This is a genomic window from Franconibacter pulveris (assembly GCF_056780215.1).
Map to the genome: position 1 here is coordinate 1,449,018 of NZ_CM165555.1, position 19,721 is coordinate 1,468,738.

General features: G+C 59.6%; 19 protein-coding genes and 1 riboswitch. Of the genes, 10 read left to right on the forward strand and 9 right to left on the reverse strand.

What is annotated here, in order from left to right; genetic code table 11:
- Window positions 1-110: 110 nt before the first annotated feature.
- Window positions 111-1,019: a uridine diphosphate-N-acetylglucosamine-binding protein YvcK gene (gene yvcK / locus ACU4F7_RS06915; protein ID WP_481638309.1), complete on the reverse strand. Its 909-nt coding sequence runs from the start codon at window positions 1,017-1,019 to the stop codon at window positions 111-113.
- 228 nt (window positions 1,020-1,247) lie between these two features.
- Window positions 1,248-1,379: riboswitch (molybdenum cofactor riboswitch) on the forward strand.
- Between yvcK and moaA the strand changes: the two genes are divergently transcribed.
- From moaA to ACU4F7_RS06945, 6 genes are all read left to right on the forward strand, one after another.
- Window positions 1,367-2,356, forward strand: a complete 990-nt coding sequence (moaA, locus tag ACU4F7_RS06920; RefSeq protein WP_071809200.1) for a GTP 3',8-cyclase MoaA — start codon at window positions 1,367-1,369, stop codon at window positions 2,354-2,356. It overlaps the preceding riboswitch by 13 nt.
- A 22-nt stretch (window positions 2,357-2,378) precedes the next feature.
- The gene (gene moaB / locus ACU4F7_RS06925; RefSeq protein WP_029592285.1) at window positions 2,379-2,891 is read left to right on the forward strand and encodes a molybdenum cofactor biosynthesis protein B; all 513 of its coding nucleotides are present in this window, start codon (window positions 2,379-2,381) and stop codon (window positions 2,889-2,891) included.
- Window positions 2,892-2,894: 3 nt separating this feature from the next.
- Window positions 2,895-3,380 carry a cyclic pyranopterin monophosphate synthase MoaC gene (gene moaC / locus ACU4F7_RS06930; protein ID WP_024555959.1) on the forward strand — a complete coding sequence of 162 codons (486 nt, stop codon included), beginning with the start codon at window positions 2,895-2,897 and terminating at the stop codon, window positions 3,378-3,380.
- Window positions 3,373-3,618 carry a molybdopterin synthase sulfur carrier subunit gene (gene moaD, locus ACU4F7_RS06935; RefSeq protein ID WP_024555960.1) on the forward strand — a complete coding sequence of 82 codons (246 nt, stop codon included), beginning with the start codon at window positions 3,373-3,375 and terminating at the stop codon, window positions 3,616-3,618. Before moaC ends, moaD begins: the two co-directional genes overlap by 8 nt.
- A 2-nt stretch (window positions 3,619-3,620) precedes the next feature.
- Window positions 3,621-4,070 (forward strand): molybdopterin synthase catalytic subunit MoaE, encoded by a 450-nt coding sequence (moaE, locus tag ACU4F7_RS06940; RefSeq protein ID WP_481638310.1) that lies wholly within the window; start codon window positions 3,621-3,623, stop codon window positions 4,068-4,070.
- A gap of 73 nt (window positions 4,071-4,143) precedes the next feature.
- On the forward strand, window positions 4,144-4,851 hold the full coding sequence (locus ACU4F7_RS06945) for a Bax inhibitor-1/YccA family protein (RefSeq protein WP_024555962.1): 708 nt from the start codon (window positions 4,144-4,146) through the stop codon (window positions 4,849-4,851).
- Window positions 4,852-5,100: 249 nt separating this feature from the next.
- Here the strand turns inward: ACU4F7_RS06945 and ACU4F7_RS06950 are convergent, their stop codons facing one another.
- From ACU4F7_RS06950 to ACU4F7_RS06960, 3 genes are read right to left on the reverse strand one after another with little or no spacing between them, the layout of a single operon-like run.
- Window positions 5,101-6,156, reverse strand: a complete 1,056-nt coding sequence (locus ACU4F7_RS06950) for a lysylphosphatidylglycerol synthase transmembrane domain-containing protein (protein ID WP_024555963.1) — start codon at window positions 6,154-6,156, stop codon at window positions 5,101-5,103.
- Window positions 6,156-7,400 (reverse strand): cardiolipin synthase ClsB, encoded by a 1,245-nt coding sequence (gene clsB, locus ACU4F7_RS06955; RefSeq protein WP_029592288.1) that lies wholly within the window; start codon window positions 7,398-7,400, stop codon window positions 6,156-6,158. Before clsB ends, ACU4F7_RS06950 begins: the two co-directional genes overlap by 1 nt.
- Window positions 7,397-8,158, reverse strand: a complete 762-nt coding sequence (locus tag ACU4F7_RS06960; protein ID WP_029592289.1) for an endonuclease/exonuclease/phosphatase family protein — start codon at window positions 8,156-8,158, stop codon at window positions 7,397-7,399. Before ACU4F7_RS06960 ends, clsB begins: the two co-directional genes overlap by 4 nt.
- Before the next feature lie 135 nt (window positions 8,159-8,293).
- Between ACU4F7_RS06960 and ACU4F7_RS06965 the strand changes: the two genes are divergently transcribed.
- A complete protein-coding gene (locus ACU4F7_RS06965; RefSeq protein WP_024560731.1) occupies window positions 8,294-8,710 on the forward strand; it encodes a YbhQ family protein in 417 nt (138 codons plus the stop codon).
- On the opposite strand, the gene ACU4F7_RS06970 is transcribed toward ACU4F7_RS06965, so the two are convergent.
- From ACU4F7_RS06970 to cecR, 5 genes are read right to left on the reverse strand one after another with little or no spacing between them, the layout of a single operon-like run.
- Entirely contained in the window at window positions 8,672-9,778 is a 1,107-nt protein-coding gene (locus ACU4F7_RS06970; RefSeq protein ID WP_481638311.1) for an ABC transporter permease, read from the reverse strand. The two genes, ACU4F7_RS06965 and ACU4F7_RS06970, sit on opposite strands and share 39 nt — an antisense overlap.
- Window positions 9,779-9,787: 9 nt before the next feature.
- Entirely contained in the window at window positions 9,788-10,927 is a 1,140-nt protein-coding gene (locus ACU4F7_RS06975; protein ID WP_029592291.1) for an ABC transporter permease, read from the reverse strand.
- On the reverse strand, window positions 10,924-12,657 hold the full coding sequence (locus tag ACU4F7_RS06980; RefSeq protein WP_481638312.1) for an ATP-binding cassette domain-containing protein: 1,734 nt from the start codon (window positions 12,655-12,657) through the stop codon (window positions 10,924-10,926). The genes ACU4F7_RS06975 and ACU4F7_RS06980 overlap by 4 nt, the downstream gene beginning before the upstream one ends.
- Entirely contained in the window at window positions 12,644-13,651 is a 1,008-nt protein-coding gene (hlyD, locus tag ACU4F7_RS06985) for a secretion protein HlyD (protein WP_481638313.1), read from the reverse strand. Before hlyD ends, ACU4F7_RS06980 begins: the two co-directional genes overlap by 14 nt.
- Window positions 13,648-14,328 carry a transcriptional regulator CecR gene (cecR, locus tag ACU4F7_RS06990; protein ID WP_029592294.1) on the reverse strand — a complete coding sequence of 227 codons (681 nt, stop codon included), beginning with the start codon at window positions 14,326-14,328 and terminating at the stop codon, window positions 13,648-13,650. The genes hlyD and cecR overlap by 4 nt, the downstream gene beginning before the upstream one ends.
- A gap of 238 nt (window positions 14,329-14,566) precedes the next feature.
- Between cecR and rhlE the strand changes: the two genes are divergently transcribed.
- The 3 genes from rhlE to ybiB all read left to right on the forward strand — a co-directional run bounded on the left by rhlE (window position 14,567) and on the right by ybiB (window position 19,653).
- Window positions 14,567-16,006 (forward strand): ATP-dependent RNA helicase RhlE, encoded by a 1,440-nt coding sequence (gene rhlE, locus ACU4F7_RS06995; RefSeq protein WP_481638314.1) that lies wholly within the window; start codon window positions 14,567-14,569, stop codon window positions 16,004-16,006.
- A 439-nt stretch (window positions 16,007-16,445) separates the two neighbouring features.
- Window positions 16,446-18,632 (forward strand): ATP-dependent DNA helicase DinG, encoded by a 2,187-nt coding sequence (gene dinG, locus ACU4F7_RS07000; protein WP_481638315.1) that lies wholly within the window; start codon window positions 16,446-16,448, stop codon window positions 18,630-18,632.
- A 58-nt stretch (window positions 18,633-18,690) separates the two neighbouring features.
- Complete coding sequence (ybiB, locus tag ACU4F7_RS07005) at window positions 18,691-19,653, forward strand: DNA-binding protein YbiB (RefSeq protein WP_029592297.1); 963 nt, start codon at window positions 18,691-18,693, stop codon at window positions 19,651-19,653.
- Window positions 19,654-19,721: the final 68 nt, after the last annotated feature.

The window sequence follows — 19,721 nt, forward strand, 5'->3', positions numbered from 1 at the left end:
TTTCTGAAGAAGGCGAAGGCGTCTTCTGTGGCGTTGAGCGGCGGCTTACAAAAAAGGCGGGTGGCCATGAGCTCACCCGCCTTTTCCGTTACGGCTAACCACGCTAAACTTTATCCCAGCTCCTGAATCGCTTTTTCCAGCGCAATGCGCAACAGATGGCGGTCGTGGCGATGCGGGATGTCGGTCGCCTCAAGCGGTTGCTGGACAATAATGCGGTTCTTAACGCCGCTCACGTCAATCTGCGGACCTACCACCACCGCATCCACAACCGTTTTGCCGACATACTGCTCCATTACGGCGAGCTTCTCTTCCAGCGGTAAATTATCCGCCGCCGCGCTCTGTTCGCGCCCCAGGTTGCCGACATAAACCATCGGCGCGGGCGTGCGGCGCAGCGCCTGCGCCAGGTCCTCCACCAGCAGCAGCGGGATGAGGCTGGTATAAAAACTTCCCGGCCCGATGATAAGTAAATCCGCTTCGCCGATGGCCTGAATCGCTTCCCGCGTCGCCTGTACTTTAGGATAGAGCATCAACTCTTTAGGCGGCTGGGTTAGCAGGTCGATGCTGACCTCGCCGTAGACCGCATTGCCGTCCACGTCGATAGCCATCAAATCTACCGGTTGTTCCGACATCGGAATCAGGAAGGCGTCCACTTTCAGCAGGTTGCGAATTAAATTAATCGCCTCCAGAGGCCGCACGCTCAGGTGGTCCAGCGCCTTTAACATCAGGTTTCCGAGGTTATGGCCTGAAAGTTCGCCGTTGCCGCCAAAACGGTACTCAAACATCGCCGACGCGACGCTCGGCTCGGTAATGAGTTGATTAAGGCAATTGCGCATATCTCCCCAGGCGATGCCACCTTCGGAACGGCGAATACGTCCGGTGGAGCCGCCGTTGTCGGTGGTGGTGACAATGCCGGTAAGCCGTGAACCCAGCGAAGAGAGCGACGACATCACCCGGCCAAGGCCGTGCCCGCCACCCAGCGCCACCACCCGGTCGAGGTCCGCAAAAGTGCGATTGCGCATACCTAATCCTTATGAACCCAAAAAACGGCCTACGTTAACGTAAAGTGCGGCGAAAAACGATCCGCCATCCGCCTTAAAATGACGTGTATCAAGGCAAAAAGATGACTTTTACGTATTCTGATGCCAAATGTGGCGAATAAAGCGCTATGTATGCGTTTATATAGCGAAAATCGGCGTTGGCGAAACTGGGTTTCACGCGCTACTATCGCCATTACCACGTTTCAGCAAATTGAAACAACACTCTAAGCCTTTGCGCCTAAGTCCTTGCGATATGGCGCTCTGGCCGTGGCGACGCCACCAGGGTGCAGAAAGAAATGACTGCATCTCCCGTATTTGGAAAGGTGTACATGGTTTCTCAACTTACCGATGCTTTTGCGCGTAAGTTTTATTACTTACGCCTGTCGATTACCGACGTCTGCAATTTTCGTTGCACCTACTGCCTGCCGGATGGCTACAAGCCCGCAGGCGCGACCAACAAAAGTTTCCTCTCGCTCGATGAGATTCGCCGCGTGACGCGCGCTTTCGCCGCGCTGGGCACCGAAAAAGTGCGCCTGACCGGGGGCGAGCCCTCCTTGCGCCGCGACTTTACCGACATCATCGCCGCGGTGCGTGAAAACGCCGCCATCCGTCAGATTGCGGTCACCACAAACGGCTACCGCCTCGCGCGTGACGTAAAAGCGTGGCGCGACGCCGGGCTCACCGCTATTAACGTAAGCGTCGACAGTCTCGACGCCCGTCAGTTTCACGCGATTACCGGGCAGGATAAATTCCGTCAGGTCATGGCGGGGATAGACGCCGCCTTTGCGGCGGGCTTTGAGCGGGTGAAGGTCAATACGGTGTTGATGCGCGATGTTAACCACCATCAGCTCGACACCTTTCTTGCCTGGATCAAGCCGCGCCGCATTCAGCTGCGCTTTATCGAACTGATGGAGACGGGCGAGGGCGGCTCGCTGTTTCGGGAGCATCATATCTCCGGCGCGACCATTCGCGACGAACTGCTCAAACGCGGCTGGATCCATCAGCTTCGCAACCGGGCGGACGGCCCGGCGCAGGTCTTCTGCCACCCCGATTACGAAGGGGAGATAGGCCTTATCATGCCGTATGACAAAGATTTCTGCGCCAGCTGCAACCGGCTGCGCGTGTCGTCGTCAGGTAAGCTGCATCTGTGCCTTTTCGGCGATGGCGGCGTGTCGCTTCGCGAGCTGCTTGCTGATGACAGCCAGCAGGGCGCGCTGATTGCCCGCATCGAAGAGGCGCTGACCTATAAAAAGCAGACCCATTTCCTGCATGACGGCAACACCGGCATTACCCAGAATCTGTCCTATATCGGCGGTTAACCTTTTTTACAAGGAGTAGAGCATGAGCCAGGTTAGCGCGGCGTTTATCCCGGCGCGTATCGCTATTCTTACCGTCTCCAGCCGTCGCGGCGAAGACGAAGACACCTCCGGCCATTTCCTGCGCGATGCCGCCGTTGAGGCGGGGCATCAGGTGGTGGAGAAAGCCATCGTAAAAGAGAACCTGTATGCCATTCGCGCCCAGGTTTCCGCCTGGATAGCCTCTGATGAGGTGCAGGTGGTGCTGATTAACGGCGGCACCGGCTTTACCGCAGGCGATGTCGCGCCTGAGGCGCTGCTGCCGCTGTTCGACCGCGAAATCTCGGGCTTTGGCGAGCTGTTCCGCATGCTCTCTTTTGAAGAGATAGGCACCTCGATGATGCAGTCGCGCGCCGTGGCGGGCATTGCCAACCAGACGCTGATTTTCGCCATGCCCGGCTCCACGAAAGCGTGTCGCACGGCCTGGGAAAACATCATCGTGCCGCAGCTCGACGCCCGCACTCGTCCCTGTAATTTCCATCCTCATCTCAAGAAGTAAGCTATGTCGCAACTGACCCACATTAACGCCGCGGGCGAAGCCCATATGGTTGATGTTTCCGCCAAGGCGGAGACGGTGCGCGAGGCGCGCGCCGAAGCCTTCGTCGCCATGCGTCCGGAAACGCTGGCGATGATCATCGACGGCAGCCATCACAAGGGCGATGTGTTCGCCACCGCCCGCATCGCCGGCATTCAGGCCGCCAAACGCACCTGGGAGCTGATCCCGCTTTGTCATCCGCTGCTGCTTAGCAAAGTGGAAGTGGAGTTAGAGGCGCAGCCGGAACAGAGCCGCGTACGCATTGCGTCGCTTTGCCGCCTGACCGGTAAAACCGGCGTGGAAATGGAGGCGCTGACGGCGGCGTCGGTGGCGGCGCTGACCATTTACGATATGTGCAAAGCCGTGCAGAAAGATATGGTCATTGGCCCGGTGCGGCTGCTGGCGAAAAGCGGCGGCAAGTCAGGCGATTTTCAGGTGAATGATAATGATTAAAGTCTTGTTTTTCGCGCAGGTGCGCGAGCTGGTCGCGACCGATGCGCTGGAGGTGACAGCGGACTTCGTAAACGTTGAGGCGCTGCGCGCACACCTCGCCGCGCGCGGTGACCGCTTCGCGCTGGCGCTGGAGCCCGGCAAGCTGCTGGCGGCGGTCAACCAGACGCTGGTGGCCTTCGATCATCCGCTGAAAGCGGGCGACGAAGTGGCCTTTTTCCCACCGGTAACCGGAGGCTGACCATGGAAACCCGTATTCGCGTCGGGCGTGAAAATTTCAACGTAGGCGAAGAGTACCAGTGGCTTGCCCAGTGCGATGAAGACGGCGCCGTGGTTACCTTCACCGGTAAGGTGCGCAATCATAATCTTGGCGACAGCGTGAGCGCGCTGACGCTTGAGCACTACCCGGGCATGACGGAAAAGGCGCTGGCGGAGATTGTCGCGGATGCCCGAGCGCGCTGGCCGCTGCAGCGTGTGTCGGTGATTCACCGTATTGGCGAACTGTGGCCGGGGGATGAAATTGTGTTTGTCGGCGTAACCGGCGCCCACCGCAGCCAGGCGTTTGAAGCCGCGCAGTTTATTATGGATTATCTGAAAACCCGCGCGCCATTCTGGAAGCGGGAAGCCACGTCGGAAGGCGACCGCTGGGTAGAAGCCCGCGAGAGCGACCAGCAGGCGGCGAAGCGCTGGTAAGCGGGTTTCGCAGAATGTGCCAGGCTTTTACCAGGGGGCGCAAGCCCGGTTTTTATCGTTAAGAGGAGCCGTCATGGACCGATATCCACGTTCAAGTGACACCATTGTTCAGCCCCGCGCGGGGTTGCAGACTTTTATGGCGCAAGTGTATGGCTGGATGACCTGTGGGCTGTTGCTCACTGCGTTCGTCGCCTGGTATGCCGCTAATACACCCGCCGTGATGATGTATGTGTTCTCAAGCCGCATCACTTTCTTCGGGCTTATTATCGCGCAGCTGGCGGTCGTGTTTGTGCTGTCGGGGCTGGTGCATAAGCTCAGCCCGGCGGTGGCGACCGCGCTGTTTATGCTCTATTCGGCGCTCACCGGCTTAACGCTCGCCAGTATCTTTCTGGTCTATACCTATGCCTCTATCGCCAGCACCTTCGTCGTGACGGCGGGGATGTTTGGCGCGATGAGCCTCTACGGCTACACCACCAAACGCGACCTGAGCGGCTTCGGCAATATGCTGTTTATGGCGCTGATAGGCATTCTTATCGCCTCGCTGGTGAATTTCTGGCTGAAGAGCACGGCGCTGATGTGGGCGGTAACCTATATCGGCGTTATCGTCTTCGTGGGCCTGACGGCGTATGACACGCAGAAGCTGAAAAGCCTTGGGGCGGAGATCGATGTTAACGATCGCGGGCATTTGCGTAAGTACTCGATTCTCGGCGCGCTGACGCTATACCTCGATTTCATCAACCTGTTCCTGATGCTGCTGCGTATTTTCGGTAACCGGCGGTAGGCTGTTTTGATGGATAAAAACCCTCTGCGGAGGGTTTTTTTATGCGCGGGGCAAGGTGCGCGCTGACGTGTGACCCGGCGCGAAAGGCCACACGTCAGCGACGGGCATTCCCACAGGCGGCCCTGAATGGGCGCCGCCGTAGTCAGCGTGGGGAGGGCATTGCCGCGGTGGCAGGAGAACGGTTTTGGTTTTGCAGGGCGGGTTAGCGTCGCGCCACCCGCCTTATAGCTTGTCGCCTGAGCGCCGCGCTTACCCTTTTACCTCTCCTTCTCTCGGCGTAAAGCGCGCCTCTTTCGCATGGCTCTCCACCCGGTTCTCATCCGGCGTGCCGGACTTCTGCTCTGCGCTGGCGAGCTTTTTCTCGTTTTTCGCCCGCAGCTTCTTCGCGCGGCTTTCCAGCACCAGATAACAGATGATGGCGATGAGCAGCGGAGCGAAGAAATAGAGCATGCGATAGGCGAGCAGGGCGGCGATGATGGCGCCATGGCTGACATGTTCGCCCGCCAGCAGGGCGATAAACACCGCTTCCAGCACGCCGATGCCCGCCGGAATATGGATGATAACCCCGGCGATGCTGCTCACCAGCAGCACACCCAGCACGAAGAAATAGTCCACCTGCTGGCCGAGCAACAGCCAGATTATCGCCCCCATCGCCATCCAGTTCGCGCTGGAGATAAGCAACTGGACGATAGCGAACTTCCACGACGGCAAGACCAGCTTCTGTCCTTTGATGGTCATATGGCGGCGTTTTGCAAACCCGCAGGCCCAGAGATAAAAACCAATAAACGCCAGCAGCGCGAGACCAATAATGCGCAGCGTGCTTTCATTGATATACCAGTGTGGGGGCAACTGAACGACGCCGATGCTGAAGATCACCCCGCCCAGCAGAATGTAGCCAAGCCAGTTGGTGGTGATGCTGAGCGAGAAGATGCGCGTGATAGTGCTGCCTGGCAGCCCAAGCCGTGAATAGAGCCGGTAGCGCATCCCCACGCCGCCCACCCAGGTACTGAGCGTCAGGTTAAAGGCGTAGCAGATAAACGACACCAGCATCACCTGCCTTTTGGCCAGCTTATGGCCGCAGTAGGCGCGCCCGAGCAGGTCGTAAAAGCCGTACAGCACATAGCTGACAATCACCAGCGCGATGGCGCTTAACAGCGCGGTGCGATTGTAATCGCGGATAACCTTCCATACCTCTTCCCAGTCCACTTTTTGCGCATAAAGCACAATCAGGACAATAACGGCGATAAAGAACAGCCAGGTGAGGATCTTTTTCGCTTTACGCCATTTCGGATGTGATTTCGCCATCAGGGTTTTACTCCCGGATTATCCGTCTCAACCCGGTCCTGGGTCTCGATTTCAGGTTGCACGGGCGGGTTAACCAGCGCCAGCCGCGGTGTGTGGGCAGGCAGCCAGCCGACCAGCGCCGGGAAGTGGCGCAAAAAGTGGAACGCCAGCACGCTTTTCGTCAGATTCCACCACGTACGCCGCGGCAGCATGCTTTCATCAACCCGTTTAGAATCTTCGCGGATAAGCCTGTTAAGGTTGTCGCGCAGCGTCTGGTTAAAATGCCGGTCATGGATGATAAGGTTCGCCTCCAGATTGAGAGAGAGGCTCAGCGGGTCAAGGTTGCTTGAGCCGACCGTTGCCCAGTGGTCATCCATCAGCGCCACTTTACCGTGCAGCGGGCGACGCAAATATTCAAACACCTGCACGCCGCCTTTCACCAGATAGTTGTAAAGCAGTCGCGCGCCTACTTTAACGATAGGCATATCTGGCTCACCCTGCACGATTAGCTTCACGCGCACGCCGCGCCGCGCCGCATTGCGCATGGCGTGCAGCAGACGGTAGCCGGGGAAGAAGTAGGCGTTGGCGATGATCACCTCTTTCTTCGCGTTGGCGAGCATTTTCAGGTAATAACGTTCGATGTCGTCCCGGTGCTCTTCGTTGTCGCGCCAGACAAACAGCGCCTGGGCTTCGCCCGGCGTGGTGTTGTCCGCCGCCTGTTGACGCCGACGCCGCCACCAGCGGCTCGCCTGCTCGTTTTCCGGCAGGTTGCTTAGCACAAACTGGTAGATATCCTGCACCACCGGGCCTTCCACCCGCACGGCGTAGTCCTGCTTCGCTTCCGGTCCGTAGTCGGACATATGCTCGGCGGAGTAGTTAATGCCGCCGACAAAAGCCACCTCGCCGTCTATCACCACGATTTTGCGGTGCATGCGGCGAAAGAGGTTGGTGCGCATGCCGAACAGCGGCTTGCGCGGGTCGTAATAGCGGAATATCACGCCTGCGGCGGTGAGCTCGTTGACGAAGCTGTCGCTGAGGTCCGGCGAGCCGTAGCCGTCCAGCAGCACTTCAATGCTGACGCCGCGCTGCGCCGCGCGCAGGAGCACCGCGTGCAGCTGTCGGCCGACCTCATCCTCGAACCAGATAAAGGTTTCGAGAAAAATTTTGCTTTTCGCTTTGTTGATGGCGGCAAACACCGCCGGATAGTACTCATCCCCGTTTTCGAGCAACTGTATGCGGTTGCCATCGCGCCAGGTGGGTTTCATAGATGAATCTCCACAGCCAGAGGGGCATGATCGGAAAGGTGTCGCCAGGTACGCAGCGGCAGCGCGGTCGGGGCGCTGACCGTGGCGTTTTTCACGTAGATGCGATCGAGGCGCAGCAGCGGGAAGCGAACCGGAAATGTGCGCGCCGGGCGGCCATAGGCCCGGGTGAACACTTCATCAAGCCCCGTGTGCTGATGCAAAAAGCGGTTCGCCTGCTGTCGCCAGTCGTTAAAATCGCCCGCTACCACTACCGGCTCGCCATCCGGCAGGCTGTTCACCAGCTCCGCCAGCATGTTGAGCTGTTCCTGACGATGCGTCTCCTTCAGGCCCAAATGAACACAAATAACATGCAGCGTTTTATCGAACGAGGGGGGAGAGATTTGACAGTGCAGCAACCCGCGCTTTTCATGCCCATCCACCGAGACGTCCAGGTTCTCATACTGCTCAATCGGAAAGCGGGAGAGCACCGCGTTGCCGTGATGCCCTTCCGGATAAACGGCGTTTCGCCCATAGGCGAAGTCGCTCCACATCGTATCGGCCAGAAACTCATAATGGGTGGTATCTGGCCAGTTCTCGACGTGCATAGGATGCACTTCATGCGCGCCCATGACTTCCTGCAGGCAGACAATATCTGCGGAAACCGTCCTTACCGCATCCCGTAGTTCCGGCAAAATAAAGCGCCGGTTAAAAGCGGTAAATCCTTTGTGCGTGTTGATGGTGAGCACTTTGAATGAAAATCGCTGTGTTTTCCCTGCCATGTTTCTCCCGTCACGTTTCGCTGTCCTGATGGAAATAAAGTGTAGTCTTAGTCACAAAAAGGTGCGGGCTTACGGAATTTTCCGTAAAGTGCGGTACTCTCAGTTATCAGTGAAAAATCCCGGAGGATGGAAGCCATGAGGTGGCAACAACAAATTCGCGTCGTAACGGGCCTGAGTTGCTGGCAGATTGTTCTGCATCTGGCGGTTATCGCGCTTCTGGTCGCCGGCTGGCTTAGCGGCTCGCTGGTGCGCGTCGGGCTGGGTTTATGCCTGCTTTACGGCGTGACGGTGCTGTTGATGTTGATGCTGCAACGCCACCATGAAGGCCTCTGGCGCGATGTGGGCGATTTTCTGGAAGAGCTCACCACCACCTGGTATTTCGGCACGTCGCTTATCGCGCTGTGGCTGCTCTCCCGCGTTCTGCACAACAACTGGCTGCTGGCGCTGGCGGGTCTCGCCATGCTGGCGGGCCCGGCGCTGGTCTCGTTGCTGGTAAAAGAGCGTAAGCGCCATTCAGGCGATTTTGCGCCGAAACATCGCGTAGGCCGCTGACCCCGTTGTGGCCGCGATGACCAGTAGCGGCCACAAGCTCCGCCAGATAATCTCCAGGCTCGCATCCTTTAAATAAATCGCTTTAGTAATATCGGTGAAGTGACGAATCGGGTTCGCCCAGGTGAGGTTTTGCAGCCACACCGGCATGTTCTCCACCGGCGAGACATAACCGGAAAGCAAAATCGCTGGCATCATAAAGACAAACACGCCGATAAACGCCTGCTGCTGCGTCGCGCAGAGCGCGGAAATCAACAGCCCAAAGCCCACCAGCGACAGCCCGTAGATAAGCATTGTGAAGTAAAAAAGCGCGAGCGAGCCTGAGAAGGGGATGTCATAGCCCCAGATGCCCGCGCCCAGCACGATAGTGGCCTGAAAGGTCGCCACAACCAGCGCCGGCACCGCCTTGCCGACAAAAATCTGCCAGGTGGCCAGCGGCGAGACCAGCAGCTGGTCGAGCGTGCCCTGTTCGCGCTCCCGCGCCACCGAAAGGGAGGTGACAATCATCACCCCGATGGTGGTTATCATGGCGATAAGCGAAGGCACAATGAACCATTTGTAATCCAGGTTCGGGTTATACCAGTTGCGCACCACCAGCTCGCTGTTGTTCGGCTTCGGCTTGCCCTCCAGCAACTCCAGTTGGTAATCCTTCACTATCTCCTGCAAATAGTTGGCCGCTATCTGGGCGCTGTTGGAGTTGCGCCCGTCGAGGATTATTTGCAGCGGCGCGGGTTCAAAGCGCGACAGCTTGCGGGAGAAGTCCGCCGGAAAGCGGATCAGCAGCAGCGCTTTTTGCGTGTCGAGCGTCGGGCGGATCGCCTGCGCGCTGTTGAGCATTCGTACTTCGCTGAAAGCCTTAGCGCGTGCGAAGCGCTGCGTCAGCTCGATGGAGTGCGCGCCGTTGTCTTCGTTATAAATAGCGATAGTGGCGTTAGTGACCTCAAGCGTGGCGGCGAAAGGGAACAGCAGCACCTGCAGCAAGACTGGCATGATGAGGATGGCGCGGGTCTGCGGCTCGCGCAGCAGCGACTGCAACTCTTTGCGGATAAGCGTCCATAAGCGATAAAACATTCTGCCTCCTTAATCGAGCCGCCGACGGGTTTTAAGCCAGGTCAACCCGATAAACACCACGGCCGAAGCCACCAGGAAGAGCGTATTGACTACCAGCACCGCCGGAATATTGCCCGCCAGAAACAGGCTTTGCAGGGTACTGACGAAATAGCGCGCCGGAATGATCCAGGTCACCACCCGTATGGCGGCAGGCATGCTGTCTATCTGGAAAATAAACCCCGAGAGCATGACCGACGGCAGAAACGCCGCATTCAGCGCAACCTGGGCGGCGTTGAACTGATTGCGGGTGAGCGTCGAGATAAGCAGCCCCATGCCCAGCGTGCTGAGTAAAAACAGGCTGGAGATAAGAAACAGCAACAGCAGCGAGCCGCGGTAAGGCACGTCCAGAATAAAGACCGAGACCAGCATGCAAAGCAGCATCGCCAGCATGCCGAGGAAATAGTAGGGGATAAGCTTGCAGAGCAGCAGCTCGGTGCGCGTCACTTCGGTGGAAAGCAGCGCCTCCATGGTTCCGCGCTCCCATTCACGCGCCACCACAAGCGACGTGAGGATAGCGCCTATCACCGTCATGATGATGGTCACCGCACCGGGAATAATAAAGTGCTGGCTGATGGCGGCGGGGTTAAACCAGTAGCGCAACTGCACATCGATAAGCGGCTCGACGCTTTCGCCCCGGTCTTGCGCGCGCTGGGTCTGCCAGATTTGCCAGATCCCCTGCAGATAACCCTGCACGAAGTTAGCGGTGTTGGGCTCGCTGCCGTCGGTTATCACCTGCACGGGGGCGGTATCGTCGCTGCGCGCCATGAGGGCGGCGAAGTCGTTCGGAATAACCACGATGCCGCGAATTTTTCCGCCCTGCATCAGGTTGATTAACTGCTGACGATTGCTGCTGACCGTGGGGGCGATAAAGGGCGAGGCGCTGATGGCATGCGTAAAATCCAGCGCCTCTTCGCTGCGCTCCTCCAGCAAAACGCCCACATGCAGGCGACTGGAGTCAAGGTTTATGCCGTAGCCGAAAATAAAAAGCAGCAGCAGCGGAATAACCATGGCGATAAGCCAGCTGCTGGGGTCGCGCAGGATCTGCCGCGTCTCTTTGACGCACAGCGCGCGGACGCGTCGCCAGGAAAACGCCTGTGAGTGAGCGCTCATTTCGCATGCTCCTTATCCCATTGCTCAATCAGCCGGATAAACGCCTGCTCCATGGTCGGGTCTTCCTGCTCGCTCTGCGCCGCCTCGCGCTTGAGGGAATCCGGCGTGCCGTGGGCGATAAGCTGCCCGTGATAGACCAGCCCGATGCGGTCGCAGTACTCCGCCTCGTCCATAAAGTGAGTGGTTACCATCACCGTCACCCCTTTTTCCACCATGCTGTTGATATGCAGCCAGAACTCGCGGCGGGTGAGCGGGTCGACGCCGGAGGTGGGTTCGTCTAAAAAGAGAATGTCCGGCTCGTGCATCAGCGAGCAGGCCAGCGCCAGCCGCTGCTTGAAGCCGAGCGGCAGGGCGTCGGTAGGCTGGCGAAAAATCGCGTTCAGGCCAAAAGCCTCGCTCATGCTGGCGATTTTGTCGTTCTGCGCCCGGCCGCGCAGGCCATAAACGCCGGAGAAAAAGCGCAGGTTCTGCTCTACCGTCAGGTTGCCGTAAAGCGAGAATTTCTGCGCCATGTAGCCCAGATGCTGGCGCGCTTTGCCGGAGCTGGTTTTCAGATCCATACCCAGCACCAGCGCCTTACCTGATGTGGGCACCAGCAAGCCGCACATCATTTTGAAGGTGGTGGATTTGCCCGCGCCGTTAGGGCCGAGCAGGCCGAAAATTTCGCCGCGCTGAACGGTAAAACTCACGTCATCGGTGGCGGCGAAGTCGCCAAATCGCTTGGTCAGGCTGCGCGCCTCGATGACCGTCTCGCAAGCCTCGCCTTCAACCGTATGCAGGATGGCGCCGAGCGGCGACTCTCGCGAGCCGGCGCCGCCTAAAAGATCGATAAACGCGTCTTCAAAGCGCGGCGCGGTCTCCTCAAGCTGGATCGGCGCCAGCGCCTGTTTTAGCGTCTGCGCGTTCGCCTCCCGGCGCAAAATCAGGCGTACCGAACGGCCCTGAATCATGCCGTCGCTCACTTCCGGGCGCTTTAGCGCCTGGCGCAACAGCTGACGGTTGCCGGTTGTGGGGCTGGTCATCAGAAAGCTGCGCCCGGCCATCTGCTGCGTAAGCGCCTTCGGCTCGCCCTGATAAAGCAGTTCGCCTTCGTTCATCAGCAGCACGTCGCGGCACTGTTCAGCCTCGTCCAGATAGGAGGTGCTCCAGAGAATAAGCATGCCTTCGCCCGCCAGCTCGTGCACCATCTGCCATAGCTCACGCCGTGAAATCGGGTCGACGCCGACGCCGGGCTCATCAAGCAGCAGCACTTTCGGCTGGCCCACCAGCGTGCAGGCGAGGCCGAGCTTCTGCTTCATGCCGCCGGAAAGCTTGCCCGCCAGACGCCCGGTAAAGGGACCAAGCGCCGTAAACGCCAGCAAGCGCCTGAAGGTTTCACGGCGGGCCTCACCGGTGACGCTGCGCAGGTCGGCATAGAGATTCAGGTTCTCCAGCACCGTTAAATCTTCATACAGGCCGAATTTTTGCGGCATATAGCCGAGTATGGCGTGCAGGGCGTGGTCGTCGCGCAGCGGATCGAGCCCGGCCACCTGCGCTTCGCCTTCATCCGGACGCAGCAGCCCGGCCAGCATGCGCATCAGGGTGGTTTTTCCCGCGCCGTCCGGCCCCACCAGCCCGGTTACGCCGCCCGGCAGAATTTCCGCATCCAGCCGGGCGACGGCGGGTTTCTCCATGCCCGGGAAACGCTTAACCAGCCCGTGCAGGCGAATGGCGTTCTCAACGGCGTTCATCGCGCGCCCCGTCGCTAAAGGCGAGCGTCACCGGCATGCCCTGGCGCAGCGCGTCGTCCGCGTCGTTTACGATAATGCGCAGGCGATAAACCAGGTCGGTGCGCAGATCCGGGGTTTCTACGGTTTTCGGCGTAAATTCGGCGGTGGGGGAGACAAAGCCGATTTTGCCGTGGTAGGGCTTATCGGGGCGGCTGTCAGTGTAGATCAACACCTCCCGGCCCGGCTGAACCTGGCTTAAATTCACCTCGTCGACATAGGCGCGCACCCAGACCGGGCGCGTCAGCGAGACGGTCAACACCGTGCCGCCGGCGTTTAACATCGTGCCCGGCTCCACGGCGCGGGTCAGCAGCACGCCGTCGGAAGGCGCCGCCAGTTGCGTATCGTGCAGATCAAGCTTCGCCTGGGCGAGCTGCGCCTGCGCCTGTTGCAGGCTCGCTTTCGCCTGGGCGATTTCCTGCGGACGGTTCCCGGCGCGGAACTGGCTTAGCTTATCCTGCGCCGATTTGAGCTGCGCCTGGGCCTGGTCGCGCGAGGAGCGGGCATTCTCCAGGTCGTTGGCGGAGATAACGCGCCGTTGCCACAGCCCCTGCTGGCGCTGTAAAAAGTTCTGCGCATAGTCGTAGGCGGCCTGCGCCTGGCGCACCGCGGCGGCGGCCTGGGCTATCTCTTCCGCGCGGTAGCCGGCCATCACCAGTTCATATTTCGCCTGGGCGGTGGCGACATTGGCTTCGGCCTGCAACAGCGCGTTTTCATACGGCGCTTTGTCGAGTTCGCCAAGCAACTGCCCGGCTTTTACCGTATCGCCTTCATCTACCGCCAGCGCGCTAAGCCGCCCGCCGACGCGAAAGCTCAGGTTGACGGTGCGGATATCCACGTTGCCGTATAGCGTAAGCGTCTCGCGCTGTCGACTCTCATACCAGCGCCAGCCGCCCCAGGCGGCCGCCAGCACGGCTAGCGCAAGCAAAATTAGCCACAGCGGCTTTCTGTTCTTCATGGTTTCTCTCCTTGCGTCAGGCCATCAAGAATCCAGTCAATATGGCGCGCCACCACCCGGTGAATGCTCGCGGCTCTCTCTTCATCAAACTGTGTCCAGCCCGCACGCAGCAGGATCGTTTCCCGGCCAAGGCGAAACGCCAGAATCTCGCCGAGCAGCGCGTGGGTGTGCAAAATGGTTTCGGTGGCCTGCGCATCGCAGCCGGTATAGCGGGCGATTAACCGGGTGAAATGTTCGTGCAGCGGGGAAATAACCTGCGTATGCACCAGTTGATAGGCTGGCGTGGGGGAGAGCTGTTCGCGGGAGATAAATTTGCTGATGTTTAGCGTTTCGTCGGCCGTCAGCAGGCGAATCATCTGGCGGCAAGCGTCGTCTATCAGGGCGCGTATGGCGGCTTTCTCCGGCGCGGGCTGGCGAAGCAGCGCGTCGGCGGCGTCGGCCTGAGGGCGGAAGTTGCGGCTAATGAAATCCGCTATCCACTGCGCCGAAGCCATGTAGAGATCCTCTTTCGAGCCGAAGTAATAGGTAATGGCGGCGATATTCTGCCCCGCAGCGGCGGCGATGTCGCGCGTGGTGGCGTGCAGACCGTATTCGCCAAACTGAGCGATGGCGGCGGCGATAAGCTGGTTTCGCGCCTGTTCTCCGCGCTGGGTGGAGGGCGAAGAGGAATTATTCATAGGGCACCACAAAGTTAATCAATCGATTGATTAAGATTATGTATAAGATTTATTCGTCGTCCAGCGCCAGCGAATTATTTTGCGAGGCGGTGCAAGCATGAGAATTTATGCGGTACTTCACAAAAACTGCTACACTCCGGCCCTTCACGACATTGTGGTTTGTGTCCCGCTCCGGCCAGACGGCCATTCGACTCCCTGAAACTACACCCTCTGCGGTCGGGACGAGTCAGGAATAGATATGTCTTTCGATTCACTTGGTTTAAGCCAGGAAATTCTTCGCGCGGTTGCCGAACAGGGCTACCACGAACCGACCCCCATTCAGCGCCAGGCGATCCCGGTGGTGCTGTCCGGCCGCGATCTGATGGCGAGCGCCCAGACCGGCACCGGTAAAACGGCGGGCTTTACGCTGCCGCTGCTGCAGCGTCTTACCCAGAATGAACCGCACGCTAAAAGCCGCCGCCCGGTGCGCGCGCTGATCCTCACCCCGACCCGCGAGCTGGCGGCGCAGGTGGGCGAAAACGTTCGCGATTACAGTAAATATCTCAACATTCGCTCGCTGGTGGTGTTTGGCGGCGTGAGCATCAACCCGCAGATGATGAAGCTGCGCGGCGGTGTGGATGTGCTGGTGGCGACCCCGGGCCGTCTGCTTGACCTTGAACACCAGAACGCGGTGAAGCTCGACCACGTGGAAATTCTCGTGCTCGATGAAGCGGACCGCATGCTCGACATGGGCTTTATCCACGATATTCGCCGCGTGCTGGCGAAGCTGCCCGCTAAACGCCAGAACCTGCTGTTCTCCGCTACGTTCTCCGACGACATTAAAGCGCTGGCGGAAAAGCTGCTGCACAACCCGGAAGAGGTGGAAGTGGCTCGGCGCAATACCGCCTCAGAGCAGGTGTCGCAGCAGGTGCATTTTGTTGATAAGAAGCGCAAGCGGGAGCTGCTCTCTTACCTTATCGGCAAAGAAAACTGGCAGCAGGTGCTGGTCTTTACCCGTACCAAACATGGCGCCAACCACCTTGCCGAACAGCTCAACAAAGACGGCATTCGCTCTGCCGCCATTCACGGCAACAAGAGCCAGGGCGCGCGCACCCGGGCGCTGGCGGACTTTAAGTCCGGCGACCTGCGCGTGCTGGTGGCGACCGATATCGCCGCCCGCGGCTTGGATATTGAAGAGCTGCCGCACGTGGTGAACTACGAGCTGCCGAACGTGCCGGAAGATTACGTGCACCGCATCGGCCGTACCGGCCGCGCCGCGGCGACCGGCGAAGCGCTTTCGCTGGTGTGCGTGGACGAGCATAAGTTGCTGCGCGACATCGAACGCCTGCTCAAGCGTGAAATTCCGCGCCTGGCGATCCCGGGCTTCGAGCCGGACCCGAGCATCAAAGCGGAGCCTATCGTCAACGGTCGCCAGCAGCAGCGCGGCGGTCGGGGGCAGGGCGGCGGCCGCGGTCAGCCGCAGCGCCGCGAAGGCGGAGAAAACGCCAAACCGGCAAGCGAACGTTCACGTCGTCCGCAGGGTGAAAGCGCAAAGCCAGCTGGCGAGCGCCCGCGCCGTCAGGGCGCTGAAGGCAAGCCCGCAGGCGATCGTCCGCGTCGCCTGGGCGACAACGGCGCGCGCACTGGCGGCGAAGGCGCTCGTCGCCGCCGCGCGCCGCGCAAACCGTCCGGCGAGTAAAGCGTTAAGGACCGGTTAACCCGGTCGACAGCAAAAGGTGGGTGCGCATCGCGCATCCACCTTTTTTGCATTTGGGGATAAGGGAATTATCTGCGCAGGGGCGGGTGGCGCTTCGCTGACCCACACTACGAAGAGCCCGAACCCCAAAATCCGACGCGAATGCGAAGGGTTTTTCCTCCGCGGCTGCTTTTCTGCCGCGAGCCGGGATGGTTAAGGGGGCGGCGAGCCCCCTTAACACATTCGCAGGATGCGCGACTCCAGGTTAACGCGACGCGGCGGCGAACGGAACCTTTCACCGCCTTCACATATTCCTCACCCGAGTCCTCTGCGCAGAGAAGTAGAATGAAAACCCGCACCTTCGGCGCCAATAAAAAAGGGTTCAGCCGTGGGCGAAAAAGTGCCACAATAGTGGCTGTTTATACAGTATCTGGTTTCCCCGATGGCCCTCTCTGGCACGCAAAAAACGCAAATCGCCGCCTGGTATAAGGCGCTACAGCAGCAGATCCCGGACTTTATTCCGCGCCCACCGCAGCGGCAGATGATTGCCGAAGTGGCGAAAACCCTCGGCGGCGATGAGGGGCGGCATCTGGCGATTGAGGCGCCTACCGGCGTCGGGAAAACCCTTTCTTATCTTATCCCTGGCATCGCCATCGCTCGCGACGAGCAAAAAACGCTGGTGGTGAGCACGGCGAACGTGGCGCTGCAGGATCAAATCTACAGCAAAGACTTGCCGCTGCTGCGCAAAATCATCCCGGAGCTGAAATTTACCGCGGCCTTCGGTCGCGGGCGTTACGTCTGTCCGCGCAACCTCGCCGCGCTTTCCACCGATACCGCCGCCCAGGGAGACCTGCTGGCGTTTCTCGACGACGAGCTGACGCCGAACAGCAAAGAGGAGCAGCAGCGCTGCGCGAAGCTTAAGGCGGACCTTGACAGCTACAAGTGGGACGGCCTGCGCGACCACACCGATCAGGCTATCGATGACGGCCTGTGGGCGCGCCTCAGCACCGATAAAGCGAGCTGCCTTAACCGCAACTGCCAATACTACCGGGAGTGCCCGTTCTTTGTGGCGCGCCGCGAAATTCAGGAGGCGGAAGTGGTGGTGGCCAACCACGCGCTGGTGATGGCGGCGATGGAGAGCGAATCGGTATTGCCGGAGCCGAAAAACCTGCTGCTGGTGCTGGACGAAGGCCACCATCTGCCGGATGTCGCCCGCGACGCGCTGGAGATGAGCGCGGAAATCACCGCCCCCTGGAACCGTCTGCAGCTCGATCTTTTCTGCAAGCTCATCGCCACCTGCATGGATCAATTCCGCCCGAAAACCGTGCCGCCGCTGGCCGTGCCGGAGCGTCTCGCGGACCACTGCGAACAGGTCTATGAGCTTATCGCTTCACTCAACCGTATCCTCGCGCTTTATCTGCCGCCGGGCGAAGAGAGCGAGTTCCGCTTCCCGATGGGCGAGCTGCCCGAAGAGGTGATGGTGATTTGCCAGCAGCTGGCGAAGCTCACCGACACGCTGCGCGGTCTTGCCGAGCTGTTTTTAAACGATCTGAGCGAGAAAACCGGCAGTCATGACATTGTGCGCCTGCATCGGGTGCTGTTGCAGATGAACCGGGCGCTTGGACACTTTGAAGCGCAAAGCAAGCTGTGGCGGCTCTCCGCGATGGCGCAGGCTTCCGGCGCGCCGGTGACGAAATGGGTGACGCGCGAAACCCGGGAAGGGCAGCCGCACATTTTCTTCCACTGCGTTGGTATTCGCGTTAGCGATCAGCTGGAAAAGCTTATCTGGCGGCAGGTGCCGCATGTGATAGTGACTTCCGCCACGCTGCGTTCGCTTAACAGCTTTACTCGGTTGCAGGAGATGAGCGGGCTTAAAGAGAAAGCGGGCGACAGGTTTGTGAGCCTCGACTCGCCGTTTAATCATATTGAGCAGGGAAAAATCGTTATTCCGCGGCTGAAGCATGAACCGCTGATGGAGCACGAGGCGCTGCATCTCGCCGAGATGGCCGCCTTTTTCCGCGCCGAACTGGCGAAGGGCGAGCATAAAGGGATGCTGGTGCTGTTCGCCAGCAACCGCGCCATGCAGACGTTTCTTTCTTACGTGACCGACCTGCGCCTGACGCTGCTGGTGCAGGGCGATCAGCCGCGCTATCGGCTGGTAGAGCTGCACCGCAAACGGGTGGAGCAGGGCGAGACCAGCGTGCTGGTGGGGCTGCAATCGTTCGCTGAAGGGCTCGATTTAAAAGGCGAGCTGCTAAGCCAGGTGCACATCCATAAAATCGCCTTCCCGCCGGTAGACAGTCCGGTGGTCGTGACGGAAGGCGAATGGTTAAAAAGCCTCAACCGCTACCCCTTTGAAGTGCAAAGCCTGCCTGCCGCCTCGTTTAACCTGATTCAGCAGGTCGGCAGGCTTATTCGCAGCCACGCCTGCTGGGGCGAAGTGGTGATTTATGACCGCCGTCTGCTGACGAAAAGCTACGGCAAGCGCTTGCTGGACGCGCTGCCGGTCTTCCCCATTGAACAGCCTGAAGCGCCGGAAGTGAAAAGCCTGCCGCGCCCGCAAACGAAAGCCGGTTCGTCGCGTCGGCGTTCGCCTGTAAAAGGCAGTCGAAAGCGAAAAGAAAAATAGCTGGCGATATCTTATTTGCGCGGATTATAGTTTTACCCAGACAGCCTGGAGAAACGCTATGGATTTTCGCAACATAATCAAAGAGATCGGCCGGGGTAAAAACCATGCCCGCGATCTCGACCTCGATACGGCGCGCAGCCTTTATAACCATATGCTCAACGGCGAGGTGCCGGACCTGGAAATGGGCGGCATCCTGATTGCGCTGCGCATTAAAGGCGAGGGCGAAGCCGAAATGCGCGGCTTTTATGAAGCGATGCAGCAGCACACCTGGCGCCTGACGCCGCCGGTAGCGCGTCCCATGCCTGTCGTCATCCCAAGCTATAACGGCGCGCGAAAGCAGGCGAACCTGACGCCATTGCTGGCGATGCTGCTAAGCCGGCTTGGCTTTCCGGTGGTGGTGCATGGCGTAAGCGAAGATCCGACACGGGTGCTGACGGAAACCATCTTTAACCTGATGGGCATTGAAGCAACGCATCATGCAGGCCAGGCGCAGGCGAAGCTTGAAAGCCATCGTCCTGTTTATATTCCGGTAAGCGCGCTCTGTCCGCCGCTGGAAAAACAGCTTGGCATGCGCTGGCGGCTGGGGGTGCGCAACAGCGCCCATACGCTGGCGAAGCTCGCCACGCCGTTTGCTGAAGCCAGCGCGCTGCGGCTTTCCAGCGTTTCACACCCGGAATATGTTGGCCGGGTCGCCGCCTTTTTTGCCGATATCGGCGGACGCGCGTTACTGATGCACGGCACGGAAGGCGAAGTTTATGCGAATCCGCAGCGTTGCCCGCAGATAACGTGGATTGATGAGGCGGGCGAGCGGGTGCTGTGCGAACGTCACGCCCAGACCAGCGTAGAAGCCTTGCCCGCGTCGAAAGAGGCGGAAGTGACCGCGCGCTGGACCGAGCGCTGCGCCGCCGGGCTTGAGCCGGTGCCGGAAGCGATTAAAACCCAGCTCGCCTGCTGCCTTGTGGCGACGGGAGAGGCGACGGATATGGACGCGGCGCGGATAAAAATCAACGAGACGTTCTGATACCCATAAAAAAGCCCGCGGCAGATGCGGCGGGCAAAAGGGTAACAACAGGGTTAATACAGAGTCAG

Bases quoted from the DNA above. Each gene is read 5' to 3' on its own strand.
- yvcK (WP_481638309.1), bottom strand. From the start codon at position 1,019: ATGCGCAATCGCACTTTTGCGGACCTCGACCGGGTGGTGGCGCTGGGT.
- moaA (WP_071809200.1), top strand. From the start codon at position 1,367: ATGGTTTCTCAACTTACCGATGCTTTTGCGCGTAAGTTTTATTACTTA.
- moaB (WP_029592285.1), top strand. From the start codon at position 2,379: ATGAGCCAGGTTAGCGCGGCGTTTATCCCGGCGCGTATCGCTATTCTT.
- moaC (WP_024555959.1), top strand. From the start codon at position 2,895: ATGTCGCAACTGACCCACATTAACGCCGCGGGCGAAGCCCATATGGTT.
- moaD (WP_024555960.1), top strand. From the start codon at position 3,373: ATGATTAAAGTCTTGTTTTTCGCGCAGGTGCGCGAGCTGGTCGCGACC.
- moaE (WP_481638310.1), top strand. From the start codon at position 3,621: ATGGAAACCCGTATTCGCGTCGGGCGTGAAAATTTCAACGTAGGCGAA.
- ACU4F7_RS06945 (WP_024555962.1), top strand. From the start codon at position 4,144: ATGGACCGATATCCACGTTCAAGTGACACCATTGTTCAGCCCCGCGCG.
- ACU4F7_RS06950 (WP_024555963.1), bottom strand. From the start codon at position 6,156: ATGGCGAAATCACATCCGAAATGGCGTAAAGCGAAAAAGATCCTCACC.
- clsB (WP_029592288.1), bottom strand. From the start codon at position 7,400: ATGAAACCCACCTGGCGCGATGGCAACCGCATACAGTTGCTCGAAAAC.
- ACU4F7_RS06960 (WP_029592289.1), bottom strand. From the start codon at position 8,158: ATGGCAGGGAAAACACAGCGATTTTCATTCAAAGTGCTCACCATCAAC.
- ACU4F7_RS06965 (WP_024560731.1), top strand. From the start codon at position 8,294: ATGAGGTGGCAACAACAAATTCGCGTCGTAACGGGCCTGAGTTGCTGG.
- ACU4F7_RS06970 (WP_481638311.1), bottom strand. From the start codon at position 9,778: ATGTTTTATCGCTTATGGACGCTTATCCGCAAAGAGTTGCAGTCGCTG.
- ACU4F7_RS06975 (WP_029592291.1), bottom strand. From the start codon at position 10,927: ATGAGCGCTCACTCACAGGCGTTTTCCTGGCGACGCGTCCGCGCGCTG.
- ACU4F7_RS06980 (WP_481638312.1), bottom strand. From the start codon at position 12,657: ATGAACGCCGTTGAGAACGCCATTCGCCTGCACGGGCTGGTTAAGCGT.
- hlyD (WP_481638313.1), bottom strand. From the start codon at position 13,651: ATGAAGAACAGAAAGCCGCTGTGGCTAATTTTGCTTGCGCTAGCCGTG.
- cecR (WP_029592294.1), bottom strand. From the start codon at position 14,328: ATGAATAATTCCTCTTCGCCCTCCACCCAGCGCGGAGAACAGGCGCGA.
- rhlE (WP_481638314.1), top strand. From the start codon at position 14,567: ATGTCTTTCGATTCACTTGGTTTAAGCCAGGAAATTCTTCGCGCGGTT.
- dinG (WP_481638315.1), top strand. From the start codon at position 16,446: ATGGCCCTCTCTGGCACGCAAAAAACGCAAATCGCCGCCTGGTATAAG.
- ybiB (WP_029592297.1), top strand. From the start codon at position 18,691: ATGGATTTTCGCAACATAATCAAAGAGATCGGCCGGGGTAAAAACCAT.